The organism is Streptomyces sp. NPDC093591, assembly GCF_044764885.1.
In the GTDB taxonomy this organism is placed as follows: domain Bacteria; phylum Actinomycetota; class Actinomycetes; order Streptomycetales; family Streptomycetaceae; genus Streptomyces.
The window spans coordinates 1-19,084 of sequence record NZ_JBIWIY010000008.1 but is presented as its reverse complement, the minus strand read 5'-3'; the positions used below and the strand labels follow the sequence as shown (position 1 = coordinate 19,084).

The following is a 19,084-nucleotide window of genomic DNA, read 5'->3' as shown; positions in this document are numbered from 1 at the left end:
CGCCCCGAGAGGATCGGCCGAGCCAGTGGGCGTACCGAGGGCGTCGGACGACCCGGTCAGCGAACCAAGCAGGTGGGACGACCCGGCCGCCGCCCCGGCCCCGGAGGCGTGAACCATGCGCTTCCGACACCCCGACGGCTCCACCGTCCACCTCGCGTACTGCACCAACGTCCACCCGGCCGAAACCCTCGACGGCGTCCTCGCCCAACTCCGCGACCACTGCGAACCCGTCCGCCGACGGCTCGGCCGCGACCGCCTCGGCATCGGCCTGTGGCTCGCCAAGGACGCCGCCCACGCGCTCGTGTCGGACCCGTCGGCCCTGCGCGGCCTGCGCACCGAACTCGACCGGCGCGGCCTCGAGGTCGTCACCCTCAACGGCTTCCCGTATGAGGGCTTCGGTGCCGAAGAGGTCAAGTACCGCGTGTACAAGCCGGACTGGGCCGACCCCGAACGCCTCGAACACACCACCTCCCTGGCCCGCGTCCTCGCCGGTCTCCTCCCCGACGACGTCAGCCAAGGCAGCATCTCCACCCTGCCCCTCGCCTGGCGCACCCACTACGACGACCGACGCGCCGAGACCGCCCGCACCGCCCTGGTCAGCCTGGCCGAACGCCTCGACGCCCTGCAGGAGTTGACCGGCCGCGACATCCGCGTCGGCCTCGAACCCGAACCCGGCTGCATCGTCGAGACCACCGCCGACGCCATCGCCCCGCTCACCGCGGTCGGGCACGACCGCATCGGCATCTGCGTCGACACCTGTCACCTCGCCACCTCCTTCGAAGATCCGCACACCGCCCTGGACGCGCTCACCGAAGCCCGCGTCCCCGTCGTCAAATCCCAGCTCTCAGCCGCCCTGCACGCCGAACACCCCCATCTCCCCGACGTCCGCGAGGCTCTCGCCGCCTTCGACGAACCCCGCTTCCTGCACCAGACCCGCATCGCCACAGCCGCCGGCCTGCGCGGCACCGACGACCTCGGCGAGGCCCTCAAGGGCGACGCCCTGCCCGACGCCTCCCCATGGCGCGCCCACTTCCACGTCCCACTCCACGCGGCCCCCGTCGCGCCCCTCACCTCCACACTCCCCGTCCTCAAGGCCGCACTGACCCAGCTTGTCGGCGGCCCGCACCCGCTCACCCGGCACCTCGAGGTCGAGACCTATACGTGGCAGGCCCTCCCCGCCGAACTGCGACCCCGCGCCCGCAGCCAGCTCGCCGACGGCATCGCCGCCGAACTCACCCTCGCACGCGACCTGTTGACGGACCTCGGCCTGAAGGAGCTGCCGTGACCGAGCGGCCGGACCCGGCAGCCCCGCCCACCTCGCCACGCGGCCACCCAGCACCCCGACCGGAGGCCACCACCATGGGAGGTCCCACCCCTCTCCTCGTCCTCGACGTCGTCGGCCTCACCCCGCGTCTCCTCGACCACATGCCCCACCTCAAGACGCTCGCCCAGTCCGGCTCCCGGGCGCCGCTCGGCACCGTCCTGCCCGCGGTCACCTGCGCCGCCCAGTCCACCTTCCTGACCGGCACCCACCCGTCGGAGCACGGCATCGTCGGCAACGGCTGGTACTTCCGCGACCTCGGCGACGTACTCCTGTGGCGCCAGCACAACGGGCTGGTCGCCGGCGACAAGCTCTGGGACGCCGCCCGCCGCGCTAATCCCGGCTACACGGTCGCCAATATCTGCTGGTGGTACGCCATGGGCGCCGACACCGACATCACTGTCACCCCCCGTCCGATCTACTACTCCGACGGCCGCAAGGAACCCGACTGCTACACCCGGCCGCCCGCCCTGCACGACGAACTCACCGAGAAACTGGGCGCCTTCCCGCTCTTTCACTTCTGGGGCCCCGGCGCGGACCTGGTCTCCAGCCGCTGGATCGTCGACGCGACCCGCCACATCATCCGCACCCGGCACCCCGACCTGACGCTCTGCTACCTCCCTCATCTCGACTACGACCTGCAGCGCTTCGGCCCGGACGATCCACGCTCGCTGAAGGCGGCCGCCGACCTGGACGCTGCCATGGCCCCGCTGCTGGACGACGCACGCGCCGAGGGCCGTACCGTCGTCGCGCTGTCCGAGTACGGCATCACTCCCGTGAACCGGCACGTCGACATCAACCGCGCCCTGCGACGGGCAGGCCTGCTGGAGGTGCACACCCAGGACGGCATGGAGTACCTCGACCCGATGACGTCACGTGCCTTCGCGGTCGCCGACCACCAGATCGCCCATGTCTACGTGCGCCGGCCGGAAGACCTCGACGCGACCCGAACTGCCCTGGAAGGGCTACCCGGCATCGAGCAACTCCTGGACGACGAGGGCAAGAAGACCCACCACCTCGACCATCCACGCTCCGGCGAGCTCGTCGCCGTCGCGGAGCCGGACGCCTGGTTCACGTACTACTACTGGCTCGACGACGCCCGCGCGCCCGACTTCGCGCGACTGGTCGAGATCCATCGCAAACCCGGCTACGACCCGGTCGAACTCTTCCTGGATCCCCTCGACCCCTACGTCAAGGTCAAGGCGGCGACCGCTCTCGCCCGCAAGAAACTGGGCATGCGCTACCGCATGGCGGTCGTGCCCCTGGACCCGTCGCCTATTCGCGGCAGCCATGGCCGCATACCTGCGAGCGACGACGACGGTCCGCTCCTCATCTGCTCCACCCCCCGCGCTCTCGGCGACCGCGTCGCGGCCACCGATGTGAAGTCACTCCTGCTCCAACTCGCCGGTCTCGGCTGACCGGTCACGACCGGCATGCATCAGCCCGCCGGCCCCTCGACCCGTCTCTTTCGACTGGTCACAAGTGAAGCACTCACCACTGACAACGGCCTTCGATCACAGGGAGTTCCAGGCATGAGCCGCTTTTCCCAGACGGATCCCGAACTCACCCACCGTCTCACCAGACGAGGCATGCTCGGCGTGGCCGCGGGCACCACGGCTGCCGCCCTGCTGGGAGCCGCCGCCGCCCCCGCGACTGCCGCCCCCGGCACCGCGTCCACCACCGGTACAGCCCCCCGTGGCGCCGGCCGTGGCCGTCCGGTCCTTCCCCCCGGCCGGCTCGGCATCCAGCTCTACAGCCTGCGCGACAAGGTCTCCACGCTCGGCTTCGCCCCGGTCTTCGCCGAGCTGGAGAAGTACGGCTACGACGAAGTGGAGTTCGCCGGATACACCCAGGGCTCGGCCGGCCCGATCACCCTCGCCCAGCTCAAGCGGCTGGCCCGGAACCACGGCCTGAACCCGATCGGCAGCCACGTCGGCTACTACTCGAGCGACCCGGGCGCCTACACCTTCGCCCAGAACCTCACCAAGGTCCTCGACGACGCCCAGGCCCTCGGCCTGAAGCACATAGGCACCGCGTCCGGGCCGTTCCGCTACGGCTCCACCGTCGACGCCTGGAAGCGCGCCGCCGAGGAGTTCAACACCTACGGCGCGGCGGCGAAGGCGCGCGGCATGAAGTTCTACCAGCACAACCACTCCGAGGAGTTCTCCTTCGCCACCGACAACCCCAAGGTCCGCCTCTACGACGTCTTGCTCGCCGAGACCGACCCCGACCTCGTCTTCCTGGAGATGGACATCTTCTGGGCGTACTCGGGCCAGTTCCGTTTCTCGAAGCGACCCGACGGATCGGCCGCCCCCTTCGAGCCGCTGGACTACGTACTCAAGCAGCCGCACCGCTACCCGCTCTTCCACGTCAAGGACGGCGTGAGCGACCCCGCCAACCAGTACGGCTTCCGCATGGTCGACGTCGGCGACGGTGACATCGACTACCAGCGGTTCATCTCCGCCGTGACCAGGCTGCGCGGTCAGCGATTCGCCCACCACTGGCAGGCGGAGCACGACAACCCGACCGAGTCCTTCACCTTCGCACGCCGTTCGAGTGAGCATCTGCACTCGCTGCGCGAGAAGTGCTGACGGCCCTACCGAACGTGAGGAGGCCCTCCCCGAGACGGGGAGGGCCTCCTCACGTTCGCGACACGTCATCCCGCGGCCATGGGTGCCGACGTCCGTCCTGGCTGTCGCAGCAGCAACGCGATCGCTGCCGCCACCAGCGACACGCCCCCGGCCAGGGCGTACGCGCCGTCGTAACCCCAGGCGGCGACCACCATGGAGCCCAGACCGCCGCCGAACAGGCCGCTGATCAGCTTGCCGCTGTAGACGAGGCCGTAGTTGGTGGCGTTGTAGTTCTCCCCGAAGTAGTCCGGGGTGAGTGCCGCGAACAGGGGGTAGAACGCGCCGCCGCCGAAGCCGGAGAGGAACGCGAAGGACAGGAACAGCCATTCGCTCTTCAGATCGCCGGCCCAGATCACGCCGAACTGGGCGAGCCCCAGCACGACGATGACGAACACCAGGGTCGACTTGCGGCCCCACCGGTCGGAGAGCCAGCCCACGACGCCGCGGCCGATGCCGTTGATGACCGCCATCACGCCCATCGAGGAGGCCGCGACCAGCGGGCCGAAACCCACCTCCTTGGCATAGTCGACCTGGAAGGAGATACCGAAGATCGACACACCGGCGGTCAGCACGACCGACAGCCACATGAGCGGCAGCATGCCCGTCCTGATGGCCTCCCGGGGCGTGTACTGCTTCGCCGCCGGAGGGTTCTTGGCCAGGCTCGTCGCGTTTTTCTGGCTGCCCGTGTACGTCAGCGGATCGACGTCCGAGGGCCACCAGTTCTTCGGGGGGTCCTTGAAGAAGAACGCGCATCCGAGAACGACGATCATGATGTAGCAGCCGATCAGGTCCAGCACCCGGTGGTAGTTCGCGGTGTCGAACCCGTAGTTGAAGATGAAGATGAACGGCAGCGATCCGTACGCGAACCCGCCATTGACGAACCCGGTCCGCGCGCCGCGCCGCTCGGGGAACCACTTGCCGACCATGTTGATGCAGGTCGCGTAGACCAGGCCGGCGCCGATGCCACCGATCACGCCGAAGCCGAGGATGGCGAGCCAGACGTTGCTCAGGTGTGACAGGGCGAGGAAGCCCAGCAAGCACAGGCCCGAGCCGAGGTACATCGCTGTGCGGGCCGTCAGGATGCCCTTCTCCCGCAGCCAGCCCGCGGGGAAGGCGATGCCGGCCTGGAAGAACACCCAGACGCTGAGGATCCAGAAGGTGTTGCTCTGCGTCCAGCCGTGCGCGTGGGACAGGGTGTCCTCCGCGGAGCCGTACGCGTATTCGAAGACGCTGATGGCCATCATGGCGATCCACGGGAGATACACCATGAGCTTGCGGGAGTGGCCGAGGACGTCGCGGTCGGTCTCGCCGATGCGGTAGACGCGGCCTCGCGCGTCGGTCACTTCGCGGTAGGGACGGTGTGCGGCGTCGGACTGTGCGGACGAGCTGCTTGCCGTGTACGGATCTGACATGTCAGGCCGTGTCCTCGCCGAGCGGTTGGGGGTTGGGGGCGATGCGCGTTTCGTTGTCGCGTCCCGGGGGGCGGAGGAACAGCGCCACGCAGCCGGCGAACAGCGAGATCGAGCCGGCCAGGATGAAGGCACCGGAGTGCCCCCAGGCGCCGACGACCACGGCGCCCATGCCCGCGCCCAGACCGGAGATGAGCTTGGCGCTGTAGACCATGCCGTAGTTGGACGCGTTGTTGTTCTCGCCGAAGTAGTCGGCGGTGAGCGCCGCGAACATCGGGAAGATGGCGCCGCCGCCGAAGCCGGAGATCGCGGAGAAGATCAGGAACAGCGTCAGGTTCTTGCTGTCCGCGGACCAGAGGATGCCGAACTGGGCGAGACCCAGGATGACGCACACGGCGAGCAGGCACCGCTTGCGGCCGTAGAGGTCGGAGAGCCAGCCGATGACGCCACGGCCGGTACCGTTGACGATCGCCTTGAGGGACATGGCCGTGGCCACGATCCCGCCCGCGAAGCCGGCCTCCTCGCCGATGTCCACCTGGAACGCGATACCGAAGATGTTCACGCCGGACGTGCACGCCAGACAGAACCACATCAGGGCCACCCGGCCGGTCTTCCACGCCTCCTTGGGGGAGTACTGGCGGACCGCCGGCGGGTTCATCCGCAGCGAGCGGGCCGCGCGCGGGTCCTTCGGCGGGTTGAGCGGGTCGATCGAGGCGGGCCACCAGTTCTTCGGCGGGTCCTTGAAGAAGTAGCCGGAGAACGCGACGATTCCGGCCAGGAAGACACCGACCGAGACCAGCACCCAGCGGAAGTTGGTCAGGTCCATGTAGCCGTTGAAGATGAAGACGAAGGGCACCGAGCCGTAGGCGAAACCGCCGTTGACGAACCCGGTCTTGCCGCCCTTGCGCTCCGGATACCACTTGCCCACCATGTTGACGCAGGTGGCGTACACCATGCCCGCGCCCATGCCGCTGAACATGCTGAAGCCGATGTAGGCGAAGACGACATGCGGCGCGAAGGCCAGCGACAGATAGCCCAGCAATGTGCCCGCCGCCCCGCACATCATCGCCCAGCGGGCCGGCAGCTTTCCGCTCTCACGCAGCTTGCCCGCGGGGAAGGCCACCGCGGCCTGGAAGAAGACCCAGACGGTCATCATCCAGAAGATGTGCATGCTGTTCCAGTGGTGCGCCGTGTGCAGGGTGTCCTCGGCGGACGCGAACGCGTACTCGGCGGAGGAGATGCCCATCATGCCGATCCAGGGCAGGATCACCATCCACTTGCGTTTGCGCCCCATGATGTCGATGTCGGACTCACCGACGCGATAGACGCGTCCGTTCTTGTCGGTCACCTCTCGATAGGCGGCGACCCGTGGAACATCGGTAGTTGTCACGTTAGTTGCACCCCTTGCGTCGAAAGTTCTGGCCAGCGCCCCCTGTCCAATGCCTTTCGTGTGCGCACGGGTCCCGGGGCCGGCCGACGCGCACCGTCGGCCGACCCGCGCCCACTCACCTCATGAACCGCCCCCCAACAGCCCCGCCGCCCGCGCCCAGCGGTACTTCGCGCCGAGCACGGCCACCGGCTTCTCGGTCGTGTACGGGTACGCCACGACCCCCCGCTCGTACAGGTACTGGCAGGCCTCCTCGACCTCGACGTCACCCGCGAGCGACGCCACCACGGGCTTCTCCATGCCGCGCTCCCGGAACTCGGCCACCACACGCGCGGTGAGCTCCGCGAAGACCATCGGAGGAGTGACGATCGTGTGCCAGTAGCCCAGCACCAGCGCGTGGATGCGCGGATCCTCCAGACCGAGCCGGATCGTCGCCTCGTACGTCGACGGCGGCTCGCCCCCCGTGATGTCTACCGGGTTGCCCGCGGCCCCGAAGGGCGGGATGAACTTCCGGAAGGCCTCGTCCAGGTCCGGCGGGATCTCCATCAGGGACAGGCCGTTGTCCGTCACGGCGTCCGACAGCAGCACGCCGCTGCCGCCCGCCCCGGTGATGATCACGACGTTGTCGCCCTTGGGGGCCGGAAGTACCGGCAACGCGCGCGCGTACTCCAGCATTTCGTTCAGCCCGGGCGCCCGGATGACACCGGCCTGCTTCAGGATGTCCTCGTACACGGCGTCGTCGCCGGCGAGGGCTCCGGTGTGCGAGCCCGCGGCCTTCGCGCCCGCCGCCGTACGTCCCGCCTTCAGCACCACGACCGGCTTCTTCGGTACGGTCGCCCGCGCGGCCTCGACGAAGGCGCGCCCGTCCTTGAGGTCCTCCAAGTGCATGGCGATGCACTCGGTGTGCGGGTCCTCGCCGAACCAGGTCAGCAGGTCGTCCTCGTCCAGGTCCGACTTGTTGCCGAGACCCACGATCGCCGACACGCCCGTCTTCGTGGTCCGCGCGAAGCCCAGGATGGCCATCCCGATGCCGCCGGACTGCGAGGTCAGCGCCACCCCGCCCTTGACGTCGTACGGCGTGCAGAACGTGGCACACAGGTCCTGCCACGTCGAGTAGTAGCCGTAGATGTTCGGGCCGAGGAGGCGGATCCCGTGCCGCTCTGCGATCTCCACGATCTCCGCCTGGAGTTCGTGCTCACCGGTCTCCGCGAACCCGGAGGGGATCAGCACGGCGTTCGGAATCTTCTTGCGTCCCACCTCCTCCAGGGCCGAGGCCACGAACTTGGCGGGGATAGCGAAGACCGCCACATCCACCTCACCGGGAACGTCCGTGACACTCTTGTACGCTTTGCGGCCCAGAATGTCATCGGCCTTGGGGTTCACCGGTTGGATGTCCCCGGCGAAACCGCCGTCGATGAGGTTGCGCATGACCGAATTGCCGATCTTCCCCTGCTCGTTGGACGCCCCGATCACGGCGACCGACGACGGCTGCATCAACCGGCGCATGGAGGTGAGGATCTCCTCGCGCGAGTAGCGGCGGCGCGGCTTCACGGGCGCCTCGGAGAGGATCACCCGGATGTCGGCCGCGACAGCCCCCTCCGCCGTCGCGATCACCGGGTTGAGGTCCACCTCGGCGATCTCCGGGAAGTCCGCGACGAGCTGCGAGACCCGGCGGATCTGCTCGGCGATCGCCCAACGGTCCACGGCCGCCTGGCCGCGCACCCCGCGCAGGATCTCCGCCGCCCGGATCGAGTCCAGCATGGACAGCGCCTCGTCGGCGGCCACGGGAGCGAGCCGGAAGGTGACGTCCTTGAGGACCTCGACGAGCACCCCGCCCAGCCCGAAGGCCACGACCTTCCCGAACGTCGGATCGGTGACCGCGCCGACGATGACCTCCTGCCCCTGGGGGAGCAGCTCCTGCACCTGCACGCCCTCGATGCGGGCATCCGCGTTGTACGCGCGCGCGTTGTCGATGATCGTGTGGAACGCCGCCCGTACGTCCGCAGCCCCTTCGACGCCCACCATCACGCCGCCGGCGTCGGTCTTGTGGAGGATGTCGGGTGAGACGATCTTCATGACGACCGGTCCGCCGAAGCGAGCCGCGTACGCCACCGCCTCGTCGACGTCCGTCGCGAGTTCCTCGCCCGGTACAACGATCCCGTACGCGTCGGCGATCACCTTGCCCTCGGGCGCGGTCAGCGCCGTGCGTCCCTCGGCCCGCACGGAATCGAGGAGCGTCCGCACCCTCAGGTGGCGGTCTTCGGCCATCACGTCAGATCACTCCGTTCGACTTGAGCAGGCGCAGCTCCTCGTCGCCGAGGCCGAGCTCGCCGATGTAGACCTCTTCGTTGTGCTCGCCGAGCAGTGGTGAACTGGAGACCTCGACGGGGGAGTCGGAGAGCTTGAGCGGGCTGCCGACGGTCACGAACTCGCCGCGCTCGGGGTGCGGCACGGTGACGACCATCTCGTTCGCGACCAGCGAGGAGTCCTCGATGATCTCCCTGGTGGACAGGATCGGCCCGCACGGGATGTTGTGCGCGTTGAGCTTCTCCAGCACCTCCCACTTGGGCAGGGTCGAGGACCACTCCTCGATCAGCTGGAACATCTTGTTGAGCTTGGGCAGCCGGGCCTCCGGCGTGGCCCACTCGGGGTCGTCGGCGAGTTCGGGGCGGCCGATGAGCTCGCTGATCGGCTGCCAGCCGACGGGCTGCACGATGACGTACACGTAGTCGTTCGGGCCGCCCGGCGCGCACTTGACCGCCCAGCCGGGCTGACCGCCGCCGGACGCGTTTCCCGAGCGGGGAACTTCCGTGCCGAAGTCCTCGTTCGGATATTCAGCAAGCGGCCCGTGTGCCAGGCGCTGCTGGTCCCTCAGCTTCACCCGGCACAGGTTGAGTACAGCGTGCTGCATGGCCACGTTGACCCGCTGCCCACGCCCGGTGTTCTCGCGCTGGAACAACGCCGCGAGAATCCCCGCCACGGCGTGCACACCCGTCCCGGAGTCCCCGATCTGGGCCCCCGTAGCCAGCGGCGGCCCGTCCTCGAAACCGGTGGTCGACATCGACCCGCCCATGGCCTGCGCGACGACCTCGTACGCCTTGAAGTTGGTGTACGGGCCCTCGCCGAACCCCTTGATGGAGGCATAGACGATACGTGGGTTGATCTCCTGGATGCGGTCCCACGTGAAGCCCATCCGGTCGACCGCGCCCGGTCCGAAGTTCTCGACCATGACGTCGGAGCGCCGGATCAGCTCGGTGAGGATCTCCTTGCCGCGCTCGGTCTTGGTGTTGAGGGTGATGCTCCGCTTGTTGCAGTTGAGCATCGTGAAGTAGAGGGAGTCGACGTCCGGGAGATCACGCAACTGCTTGCGCGTGATGTCACCGGTCGGCGCCTCCAGCTTGACGACGTCCGCGCCGAGCCAGGCGAGCAGCTGGGTCGCGGAGGGACCGGACTGGACGTGGGTCATGTCCAGGACGCGGATGCCTTCGAGGGCCTTGGTCGGCGTACCAGTCATGGAGGCCACCTCACTTGTACATGGTCTGGTTCATGGTTCCGGGGGCGTACGCGTCGGGGTCGACCCAGACGTTGATCAGCGACGGCTTCCCGGACTCGCGGGCGCGCCGCAGGGCGGGGCCGATGTCGGCGGGGTCACGGACCTCCTCGCCGTAACCGCCCAGCATCTGCGCGAACTTGTCGTAGTGGACGTCGCCGAGCGTGTTGCCGACCCGCTCGCGCTCCAGGCCGTACTTCTGGGCCTGGCCGTAGCGGATCTGGTTCATCGAGGAGTTGTTGCCGACGATGCCGACGAAGGGGAGGTTGTAGCGGACGAGAGTCTCGAAGTCCCAGCCGGTCAGGGAGAACGCGCCGTCGCCGAAGAGCGCGACGACCTCCTTGTCGGGCCGCGCCTGCTTGGCCGCGAGCACGAAGGGGACGCCGACGCCGAGGGTGCCGAGGGGACCCGGGTCCATCCAGTGCCCGGGCGACTTGGGCTGCACGACCTGCCCGGAGAAGGTGACGATGTCGCCGCCGTCACCGATGTAGATCGAGTCCTCGGTGAGGAAGTCGTTGATCTCGCTGACCAGCCGGTACGGGTGGATCGGCGAGGCGTCCGACTTCAGGCTGGGCAGCCGCTTCTCCAGGGCGGTCTGCTCGGCCGCGCGCAGCTCGTCGAGCCACTCCTTGCGCTTCGACGCGCCCCCGTTGCTGTATCCATTAAAAGCGTGCCCGGAGGCCGCCTCGGTGACCGACTTCAGCACCAGCCCGGCGTCGCCCACGATCCCGAGGTCGATGTCGCGGTTCTTGCCGACGGTGCGGTAGTCGAGGTCGATCTGCACGACGGTCGCGTCCGGCGACAGCCGCTTGCCGTAGCCCATGCGGAAGTCGAAGGGCGTGCCGACGATGACGATGACGTCGGCGTTGGAGAAGGCGTACCGGCGCGACAGCTGGAAGTGGTGCGGGTCGCCCGGCGGGAGGGTGCCGCGGCCTGCGCCGTTCATGTAGGCCGGGATGTTGAGGGTGCGCACGAGCTCGATGGCCGACTCGGTGCCGCGCGTCGTCCACACCTGGCTGCCGAGCAGGATGGCCGGCTTCTCGGCGTGGACCAGCAGATCGGCGAGCTTCTCGATGGCCTCGGGGTCGCCGGCCGAGCGAGTGGAGGCACGGTAGGCGCCCTCCTTGGGCACGCGCGCCTTGCTGACCGGCACCTTGGCGTCGAGGACGTCGCGCGGGATCTCCAGGAAGGAGGGCCCGGGCGCGCCGTGGTAGCACTCGCGGAACGCCATCGACACCATGTCCGCCGCGCGCGCCGTGTCCGGCACGGCCGCCGCGAACTTGGTGATCGGCGTCATCATGTCGACGTGGGGGAGGTCCTGGAGGGACCCCATCTTGTGCTGGGTGAGGGCGCCTTGGCCGCCGATGAGCAGCATCGGGGACTCGGCGCGGAAGGCGTTGGCGACGCCGGTGACGGCGTCGGTGGTGCCGGGACCCGCGGTGACGACCGCGCAGCCGGGCTTGCCGGTGATACGGGCGTAACCGTCGGCGGCATGGGCGGCGACCTGCTCGTGACGGACGTCGACGACCTCGATGCCCTCGTCGACGCAGCCGTCGTAGATATCGATGATGTGGCCGCCGCACAAGGTGTAGATGCGGTCGACCCCCTCGGCCTTCAGCGCCTTGGCAACGAGATGACCACCGGAAATGACGTCCTGGGTGTCGTCGGGCATGGCGAAGTCCTGTCCCTTCGTAGGGGGTTGGAACGGCTCTCGCGGTACATTGCATACAGTCGACGAATACTGTATGAACCTTGTTATCCCGCATCCGGTGGGTGGTGTCCAGGGGGCGTGCGGCACTTTTGAGTCAGGAGCCGGAATGGACCTGTACGAACACCAGGCAAGGGAACTCTTCGAAGAACACGGCATCTTGGTGCCACGGGCAGAGGTGACGGACTCACCCAAGGAAGCCCGCGAGATCGCACGCCGACTCGGCGGCCGGGTCGTGGTCAAGGCGCAGGTGAAGACCGGGGGCCGCGGCAAGGCAGGTGGTGTGAAGCTCGCCGCGGACCCTGCGGCGGCCGAGATCACGGCACGTCAGATCCTCGGCATGGACATCAAGGGCCACGCGGTAGGCAAGGTGATGCTCGCCCAACCGGTGGACATCGAGGCCGAGTTCTACGTGTCCTACGTACTCGACCGCGCCGCGGGCCGCTTCCTCGCCATCGCCTCGGCCGAAGGCGGCATGGAGATCGAGGAGGTCGCCGCCCGTCGGCCCGAGGCCGTGGCCCGTATCCCCATCGACCCCGCCGAGGGCGTCACCTCCGCGAAGGCGGGCGAGCTCGCCGCAGCGGCCGGGCTGCCGCCGCAGACCGTCGACGTCCTCATGCGGCTCTGGGAGGTGCTGGTCCGTGAGGACGCCCTCCTCGTCGAGGTGAACCCGCTCGTCCGCACCGCGCAGGGGCAGATCCTCGCCCTCGACGGCAAGGTCACCCTCGACGACAACGCCCGCTTCCGGCAGGCACGTTGGGGCGCCAATGGCGTGGAGCACGACGACGCGCTGGAGGCGGCGGCCGCAACCAAGGGCCTCAACTACGTCAAGCTCGACGGCGAGGTCGGCATCATCGGCAATGGCGCCGGTCTCGTCATGTCCACCCTCGACGTCGTCGCGGGCTGCGGCGCCCGCCCCGCCAACTTCCTCGACATCGGGGGCGGGGCATCGGCCCAGATCATGGCCGACGGCCTGACCGTCATCCTCTCCGACCCGGCCGTGAAGTCGGTCTTCGTCAACGTCTTCGGCGGGATCACCGCCTGCGACGCGGTCGCCGACGGCATCGTGCGAGCCCTGGACAGCGTCCAGTTGACCAAGCCGCTCGTCGTACGCCTCGACGGCAACAACGCCGCCCGCGGCCGCGCCATCCTCGACGACCGCGCCCACCCCCTGGTCCAACAGGCCACCACCATGGACGGCGCCGCGCTGCGGGCCGCCCAACTCGCCGCCGCCACAGCCTGAGGAGACATGACGACATGGCCATCTACCTCACCAAGGAGAGCAAGGTCCTCGTCCAGGGCATGACCGGCGGCGAGGGCATGAAGCACACCCGGCGCATGCTCGCCGCCGGCACGAACGTCGTCGGCGGCGTCAACCCGCGCAAGGCCGGCCGCACCGTCGACTTCGACGACCGTGCCGTCCCCGTCTTCGGCTCGGTCGCCGACGGCATGCGCGCCACCGGCGCCGACGTGACCGTGGTCTTCGTGCCGCCCGCCTTCACCAAGGCGGCCGTCGTCGAGGCCGCCGACGCCGGCATCGGACTCGCCGTCGTGATCACGGAGGGCATCCCGGTCCACGACTCCGTCGCCTTCACCACGTATGCCAAGGCCAAGGGCACCCGCGTCATCGGCCCCAACTGCCCCGGCCTGATCACCCCCGGCCAGTCCAACGCGGGCATCATCCCGGCCGACATCACCAAGCCCGGCCGCATCGGCCTGGTCTCCAAGTCCGGCACGCTCACGTACCAACTGATGTACGAGCTGCGCGACATCGGCTTCTCGACCTGCGTCGGCATCGGCGGCGACCCGGTCGTCGGCACGACCCACATCGACTGCCTGGCGGCCTTCCAGGACGACCCCGACACCGAACTCATCGTCCTCATCGGCGAGATCGGCGGCGACGCGGAGGAACGCGCGGCCGCATACATCCGCGACCACGTCACCAAGCCGGTCGTCGGCTACATCGCCGGGTTCACCGCACCCGAGGGCAAGACGATGGGGCACGCGGGCGCGATCGTCTCCGGATCGTCCGGTACGGCGGCGGCGAAGAAGGAGGCGCTGGAGGCCGTCGGAGTCCGGGTCGGCCAAACGCCCACCGAGACCGCGCGCCTGGTGCTCGAGCGCCTGGAAGCCGGGGCGTGACGTCACCCGTAGTCGACACAAGGCCACCTTCAGCTGCACCGCGCCGCGCCGGCGTCCGCCACAGCCATGTACGACCGCCCCCGACTGTGCACCGAGAGCGGAGACCCCGATGGCAACCACCCTCACCCTGAAATCCGGCACCTCCTGGGCCGACGCCTGGCAGCGCTGCCTCGCCGTGGCCCCGGAGGCATTCCGGGACGACCGCGTCCTCAACCTCTGGAACTCCACCTGGCAGGCGGACGGCCGGGCCCTGCCCGCCACCAGCCCCGTCGACGGTGGCCCGATCGCCGGCCCGCCGCGTCTGGACCGGGCCACCGCCCACCAGGCCGTACGCGCCTCGCTCGACCAGCACCGCGCGTGGCGGCACATCCCACTGGAGGAGCGCCGCGCCCGCGTCGCGGCCACGCTCGACGCCCTGACCCAGCACCGGGACCTGCTCGCGCTGCTCCTCGTCTGGGAGATCGGCAAGCCCTGGCGGCTCGCCCAGGCGGACGTCGACCGGGCCATCGACGGCGTGCGCTGGTACGTCGACGGCATCGAGCCGATGGTGGCAGGCCGGGCCCCGCTGGACGGTCCGGTATCCAACATCGCGAGCTGGAACTACCCGATGAGCGTGCTCGTTCACGCAGTGTTGGTACAAGCACTGGCAGGCAACGCGGTCATCGCCAAGACCCCGACCGACGGCGGTGTCGCCTGTCTGACCCTGGCCTGCGCGCTCGCCGCCCGCGAGGGAATTCCCGTCACCCTCGTCAGCGGCAGCGGAGGCGAGCTGTCCCAGGCGCTGGTGCGGGCGCCCGAGATCGGCTGCGTCTCCTTCGTCGGCGGCCGCGACACCGGCGCCGCGGTGGCCACGGCCGTCGCCGACCTGGGCAAACGACACGTACTCGAGCAGGAAGGACTCAACACCTGGGGCATCTGGAACTGCACGGACTGGGACGCGCTCACGGCGGTCATCCCCAAACTCTTCGACTACGGCAAGCAGCGCTGCACGGCGTACCCGCGCTTCGTCGTCCAGCGTGAGCTGTTCGACGAGTTCCTCGCGGCATACCTCCCGGCGGTGCGCACGCTGAGGGTCGGCCACCCCCTGGCGGTCGAGAAGCGGGACGACCCCTGTCCGCGGCTGGACTTCGGGCCGGTGATCAACGCCGCCAAGGCGAAGGAACTCCACGATCAGGTCGCCGAGGCCATCGGCCGAGGTGCCGTCCCGCTGCACCGGGGACAGCTGTCGGACGCCCGATACCTGCCCGGCCAGGACACCTCGGCGTACGTCCAGCCGGTCACGCTGCTGAACCCGCCCCCGTCCTCCCCGCTGCATCACGCGGAGCCGTTCGGGCCGGTCGACACGATCGTCCTGGTCGACACGGAGGCAGAGCTGCTGGCGGCGATGAACGCGTCCAACGGCGCGCTCGTCGCCACGCTGTCCACGGACGACCGGGAGACCTACGACCGTCTGGCCCCGCAGATCCGCGCGTTCAAGGTCGGCCACGGCAAACCCCGCTCCCGCGGCGACCGCGACGAGCTGTTCGGCGGCTTCGGCGCGTCCTGGCGGGGCGCGTTCGTCGGTGGCGATCTGCTGGTGCGCGCGGTGACGCAGGGGCCGGCGGGGGAGCGGTTGCCCGGGAACTTCCCGGACTACCACCTCATGCCATGACGGCATCTGGTACGGCGTGACGGCATCTGTCATGCCGTGACGTGACCCCTCACGCCGGGGACGGGTCCCGGTGGCGCGCCCACTCCACAGGGGGCGCCACCGGCCGGCCCCAGCCATGCGTGACCACGGGATCACACGGGGTGAACCCCCTCGAACGGCCTCGCCTCCGGCTCGTGTCGCGCGCCGCCGGACGGCCGTCCGACGGACGGATATGCAGGTGAAGGGCACTCCGAAACCTTGGTATTGTTGTCCATGTCGCCGCGGGGAAGACCCCCGGCAAGGCGGCAGACACCTAGTCCGGGTGGCGGAATGGCAGACGCGCTAGCTTGAGGTGCTAGTGCCCTTTATCGGGCGTGGGGGTTCAAGTCCCCCCTCGGACACAAATGCAAATCGGGATGTTCGCAAGATCGTCCTGAAGCGTTCACGAATTACCGGCGAGTCATGTGACTCGCCGGTAATTCGTTGTTCCTGGGGCCTTCGAGCCTCGTGATCGGCCCGGTGAGGGTGGGGCGGTGGTGGTCCCGGTACTGGGCCTTTCATCTGCGGAAACACCTCGCCGTCGTGTGTCACCGCCGAGCTTCCTGACGAGGTCACCGCCGCGCTCGCCTGGACCCGGCCGGGCACGCGCATCGTCTCCATCTGCAGCGGCGCCTTCGTGCTCGCCGCGGTCGGGCTCTCCTGGACGGCCGCAAGGCGACCACGCACTGGCGGCAGGCGGAGCGGTTCCGGCGCATGTTCCCGCACGTCACTCTCGACCCTGGACGTGCTCTTCGTCGACGACCACCCCATCCTGACCTCGGCCGGAGCCGCCTCCGGCGTCGACGTAGGTCTGCACATCGTGCGCAAGGACCACGGCGGCCGACTCGCCAACACGGTCGCCCGCCGCTGCGTCGTGCCGCCGTTCCGGAACGGCGGCCAGGCGCAGTACATCGGGCAGCCGGTCCCCGAAAGCAGGGCCGCGAGCACAGCCGCCACTCCCGCCTGGGCCCTCGCACGCCTCGACGCACCACTGACACTTGCCGACCTCGCCGCCCACTCCCGGATGAGCCGGCGCACCTTCGCCCGCCGCTTCAACGACGAGGTGGGCCTCAGCCCCGGCCGCTGGCTGATCCAGCAGCGCGTCGCTCGAGCCCGGGACCTGTTGGAGTCCAGCGACCTGTCGGTGGACCAGATCGCCGGCCGGGTCGGCTTCGCCACGGGCGCCTCCCTGCGGCAGCACCTCCACGCGGCAATCGGCGTCTCGCCGCAGGCGTATCGGCGTACGTTCCGGGCGGCACGCCAGTGCCCACCAGGATCTACCGGTAGCCAGTACTTCGGTGACCGACTCCATGCGGGACTGCGGGAGAGTGCTCGAAAGGGTGCGTCGGCTCTCATCGGCGTGGACCCGATCGACGTGCGGGAGTCGTGATCCGGGCCGGACCCATGTCAGTCAGCCGTTTCTCCACGTCGGCGGCTGTGAAGTTGTCGAGCATCGCTGCTGACGCCGAGAAAGCCCGACGGTGCCGTGACATAGGCGCTGCGACAGCTCGGGCTTCCACCGGCACCGCGCGGTTACATGCGACAGCGGCACATGAGGCACCGTCGTCACGAGACATGACGGGGCAGTCGTGTCAGGCCGGTTGCCAGATCTGAGCGAGTGCCGAGGCGGTGAGGAGCTGTTCGGGGTGCCCCTGTCCTGCCAGGTGGCCGTCGCGGAGCAGGAGGCAGGCGTCCGCCGAGCGTGCGGCTTCGAGGTCATGGGTGGCGTGGACGACGGTCACCCCATCGACGACCAGCTCCGTCAGCAGCGCGGCGATTCGATCTTTCGCCTCGGGGTCGAGTCCCGTGGTCGGTTCGTCCAGGAGGAGCAGGTCCGATTCCTGGGCGAGCCCTTGGGCGATCAGGGCGCGTTGCCGCTGTCCGCCGGAGAGTTCTCCGAGTTGACGGGTGGCGAGGTCGGTGATGCCGAGCCTCTCCATGGACTGGTCCACGGTGGCGCGATCCTGTCGGGTCAGTCGGCGCCACGGTCCGCGGTCGCCCCAGCGCCCCATCTCCACTGTCTGTCTGACCGTCAGCGGCAGCACGTCAGCGACGGCGCTGCGCTGCGGGACGAACGCCGGCGGCCGGTTGCCGACGTGGTGGAGCCGGCCTGATGTGGGTTGGATCACTCCGGCAATGACTCCGAGCAGGGTCGACTTCCCGCTCCCGTTGGGGCCGACGAGTGCGGTGATCGCCAACGCCGGTATTTCCGCGTCGAGTTGGCGCAGAACAGGGCGGCCGGGGTAACCGGCGGAGAGCTCCGTGAAGCGGACCCGGGGTGTCCTGGCCTCGGCGAGAGCGGGAGGAGGCCCCTGTGTTTTGAACATGGTTTTCATTATAGTCTGCTTACATGGAGTGGTTGACGGGTCCCTTCGAGGTGACCTTCGTGCAGAGGGCACTGTGGGGCGGGATGTTGGTGTCGGCGATCTGCGCCCTCGCCGGCACCTGGGTGGTGCTCAGGGGGATGGCCTTTCTCGGCGACGCCATGTCGCACGGGCTGCTGCCGGGAGTCGCGCTCGCCGCGCTGTTCGGCGGCAACCTGCTGGTGGGGGCGTTGCTGAGCGCGGCCGTCATGACGGTCGGCGTCACAGCCCTCGGCCGCAACCCGAGGCTGTCTCAGGACACGGGTATCGGCCTGCTGTTCGTGGGGATGCTGTCGCTCGGTGTCATCATCGTGTCGCGGTCGCAGTCCTTCGCGGTCGACCTGACCGGGTTCCTCTTCGGTGACGTCCTCGCCGTCCGCGAGCAGGACCTGGTGCTGCTGGGTGTGGCGCTGCTGCTGGCACTCGCCGTCTCGGTCCTCGGTCACCGGGCCTTCCTCGCCCTGGCCTTCGACTCACGCAAGGCCCAGACGCTCGGCCTGCGGCCCCGCCTGGCTCACGCAGTGCTGCTCGGCTTGTTGGCGCTGGCCATCGTCGCCTCCTTCCACATCGTGGGCACGCTGCTGGTGCTCGGCCTGCTCATCGCTCCGCCGGCCGCAGCGCTGCCCTGGGCGCGCAGTGTGCGGGGCGTCATGGCCCTCGCGGCGCTCCTCGGCGCCACCGCCACCTTCGGTGGCCTGCTGCTGTCCTGGCACCTGAGCACCGCGGCCGGCGCGACCGTCTCGGCCCTCGCGGTGAGCCTGTTCTTCCTCTCCCACCTGGCATCCGCTCTCCGTCACCGCCGCCGTGGGGGGGGGGGCGGGGGGGGCGCCGCCCCCCCCCCCCCCGCCCAAAACCCCCCCCCCCCCAGGGCCCCCCCCCCCCCCCCAAAAAAAAGGGGGGCCCCC

Annotated in this window: 13 protein-coding genes, 1 tRNA gene and 1 pseudogene; 9 read left to right on the top strand and 6 right to left on the bottom strand. The window is 69.3% G+C overall.

The annotated features are described in order from the left end of the window. The first annotated feature begins 115 nt into the window (after positions 1-115). The 3 genes from eboE to ACIREI_RS18035 all read left to right on the top strand — a co-directional run bounded on the left by eboE (position 116) and on the right by ACIREI_RS18035 (position 3,912). Complete coding sequence (gene eboE, locus ACIREI_RS18045) at positions 116-1,285, top strand: metabolite traffic protein EboE (protein WP_403333736.1); 1,170 nt, start codon at positions 116-118, stop codon at positions 1,283-1,285. Positions 1,286-1,359: 74 nt separating this feature from the next. Continuing rightward, positions 1,360-2,739 (top strand): nucleotide pyrophosphatase/phosphodiesterase family protein, encoded by a 1,380-nt coding sequence (locus ACIREI_RS18040; protein WP_403334333.1) that lies wholly within the window; start codon positions 1,360-1,362, stop codon positions 2,737-2,739. A gap of 114 nt (positions 2,740-2,853) precedes the next feature. Further along, on the top strand, positions 2,854-3,912 hold the full coding sequence (locus ACIREI_RS18035) for a sugar phosphate isomerase/epimerase family protein (RefSeq protein ID WP_403333734.1): 1,059 nt from the start codon (positions 2,854-2,856) through the stop codon (positions 3,910-3,912). A 65-nt stretch (positions 3,913-3,977) separates the two neighbouring features. On the opposite strand, the gene ACIREI_RS18030 is transcribed toward ACIREI_RS18035, so the two are convergent. From ACIREI_RS18030 to ACIREI_RS18010, 5 genes are all read right to left on the bottom strand, one after another. Beyond that, the gene (locus ACIREI_RS18030; RefSeq protein ID WP_403333732.1) at positions 3,978-5,363 is read right to left on the bottom strand and encodes an OFA family MFS transporter; all 1,386 of its coding nucleotides are present in this window, start codon (positions 5,361-5,363) and stop codon (positions 3,978-3,980) included. Between the two features lies 1 nt (position 5,364). Continuing rightward, the gene (locus ACIREI_RS18025; protein ID WP_403333730.1) at positions 5,365-6,750 is read right to left on the bottom strand and encodes an OFA family MFS transporter; all 1,386 of its coding nucleotides are present in this window, start codon (positions 6,748-6,750) and stop codon (positions 5,365-5,367) included. A 120-nt stretch (positions 6,751-6,870) separates the two neighbouring features. Further along, positions 6,871-9,015 (bottom strand): acetate--CoA ligase family protein, encoded by a 2,145-nt coding sequence (locus ACIREI_RS18020; RefSeq protein WP_403333728.1) that lies wholly within the window; start codon positions 9,013-9,015, stop codon positions 6,871-6,873. 4 nt (positions 9,016-9,019) lie between these two features. After that, complete coding sequence (gene frc / locus ACIREI_RS18015; protein WP_403333726.1) at positions 9,020-10,261, bottom strand: formyl-CoA transferase; 1,242 nt, start codon at positions 10,259-10,261, stop codon at positions 9,020-9,022. A gap of 10 nt (positions 10,262-10,271) precedes the next feature. Then, positions 10,272-11,969 carry a thiamine pyrophosphate-binding protein gene (locus tag ACIREI_RS18010; protein WP_403333724.1) on the bottom strand — a complete coding sequence of 566 codons (1,698 nt, stop codon included), beginning with the start codon at positions 11,967-11,969 and terminating at the stop codon, positions 10,272-10,274. A 145-nt stretch (positions 11,970-12,114) separates the two neighbouring features. Here ACIREI_RS18010 and sucC point away from each other — a divergent pair, with 145 nt between their 5' ends. From sucC to ACIREI_RS17985, 5 genes and pseudogenes are all read left to right on the top strand, one after another. After that, positions 12,115-13,248 (top strand): ADP-forming succinate--CoA ligase subunit beta, encoded by a 1,134-nt coding sequence (gene sucC, locus ACIREI_RS18005; RefSeq protein WP_403333722.1) that lies wholly within the window; start codon positions 12,115-12,117, stop codon positions 13,246-13,248. Between the two features lie 14 nt (positions 13,249-13,262). After that, positions 13,263-14,147: a succinate--CoA ligase subunit alpha gene (gene sucD, locus ACIREI_RS18000; RefSeq protein ID WP_403333720.1), complete on the top strand. Its 885-nt coding sequence runs from the start codon at positions 13,263-13,265 to the stop codon at positions 14,145-14,147. Positions 14,148-14,256: 109 nt separating this feature from the next. Next, positions 14,257-15,798 carry an aldehyde dehydrogenase family protein gene (locus tag ACIREI_RS17995; protein ID WP_403333718.1) on the top strand — a complete coding sequence of 514 codons (1,542 nt, stop codon included), beginning with the start codon at positions 14,257-14,259 and terminating at the stop codon, positions 15,796-15,798. A gap of 295 nt (positions 15,799-16,093) precedes the next feature. Continuing rightward, positions 16,094-16,178, top strand: a tRNA-Leu gene (locus ACIREI_RS17990). Between the two features lie 185 nt (positions 16,179-16,363). Next, positions 16,364-17,077, top strand: a pseudogene (locus ACIREI_RS17985) (GlxA family transcriptional regulator); the annotation flags it as partial. 331 nt (positions 17,078-17,408) lie between these two features. Here the strand turns inward: ACIREI_RS17985 and aztA are convergent. Then, positions 17,409-18,152, bottom strand: coding sequence for a zinc ABC transporter ATP-binding protein AztA (aztA, locus tag ACIREI_RS17980; RefSeq protein WP_403333716.1), 744 nt, complete (start codon positions 18,150-18,152; stop codon positions 17,409-17,411). 14 nt (positions 18,153-18,166) lie between these two features. On the opposite strand from aztA, the gene aztB reads away from it, so the two are divergent. Next, positions 18,167-19,084, top strand: a 918-nt coding sequence (aztB, locus tag ACIREI_RS17975) for a zinc ABC transporter permease AztB (protein ID WP_403333714.1), incomplete at its 3' end; no start/stop codon positions are given.

Excerpts from the sequence above, each read along its gene's own strand:
- eboE (WP_403333736.1), top strand. The coding sequence starts at position 116 with ATGCGCTTCCGACACCCCGACGGCTCCACCGTCCACCTCGCGTACTGC.
- ACIREI_RS18040 (WP_403334333.1), top strand. The coding sequence starts at position 1,360 with ATGGGAGGTCCCACCCCTCTCCTCGTCCTCGACGTCGTCGGCCTCACC.
- ACIREI_RS18035 (WP_403333734.1), top strand. The coding sequence starts at position 2,854 with ATGAGCCGCTTTTCCCAGACGGATCCCGAACTCACCCACCGTCTCACC.
- ACIREI_RS18030 (WP_403333732.1), bottom strand. The coding sequence starts at position 5,363 with ATGTCAGATCCGTACACGGCAAGCAGCTCGTCCGCACAGTCCGACGCC.
- ACIREI_RS18020 (WP_403333728.1), bottom strand. The coding sequence starts at position 9,015 with ATGGCCGAAGACCGCCACCTGAGGGTGCGGACGCTCCTCGATTCCGTG.
- frc (WP_403333726.1), bottom strand. The coding sequence starts at position 10,261 with ATGACTGGTACGCCGACCAAGGCCCTCGAAGGCATCCGCGTCCTGGAC.
- ACIREI_RS18010 (WP_403333724.1), bottom strand. The coding sequence starts at position 11,969 with ATGCCCGACGACACCCAGGACGTCATTTCCGGTGGTCATCTCGTTGCC.
- sucC (WP_403333722.1), top strand. The coding sequence starts at position 12,115 with ATGGACCTGTACGAACACCAGGCAAGGGAACTCTTCGAAGAACACGGC.
- sucD (WP_403333720.1), top strand. The coding sequence starts at position 13,263 with ATGGCCATCTACCTCACCAAGGAGAGCAAGGTCCTCGTCCAGGGCATG.
- ACIREI_RS17995 (WP_403333718.1), top strand. The coding sequence starts at position 14,257 with ATGGCAACCACCCTCACCCTGAAATCCGGCACCTCCTGGGCCGACGCC.
- aztA (WP_403333716.1), bottom strand. The coding sequence starts at position 18,152 with ATGAAAACCATGTTCAAAACACAGGGGCCTCCTCCCGCTCTCGCCGAG.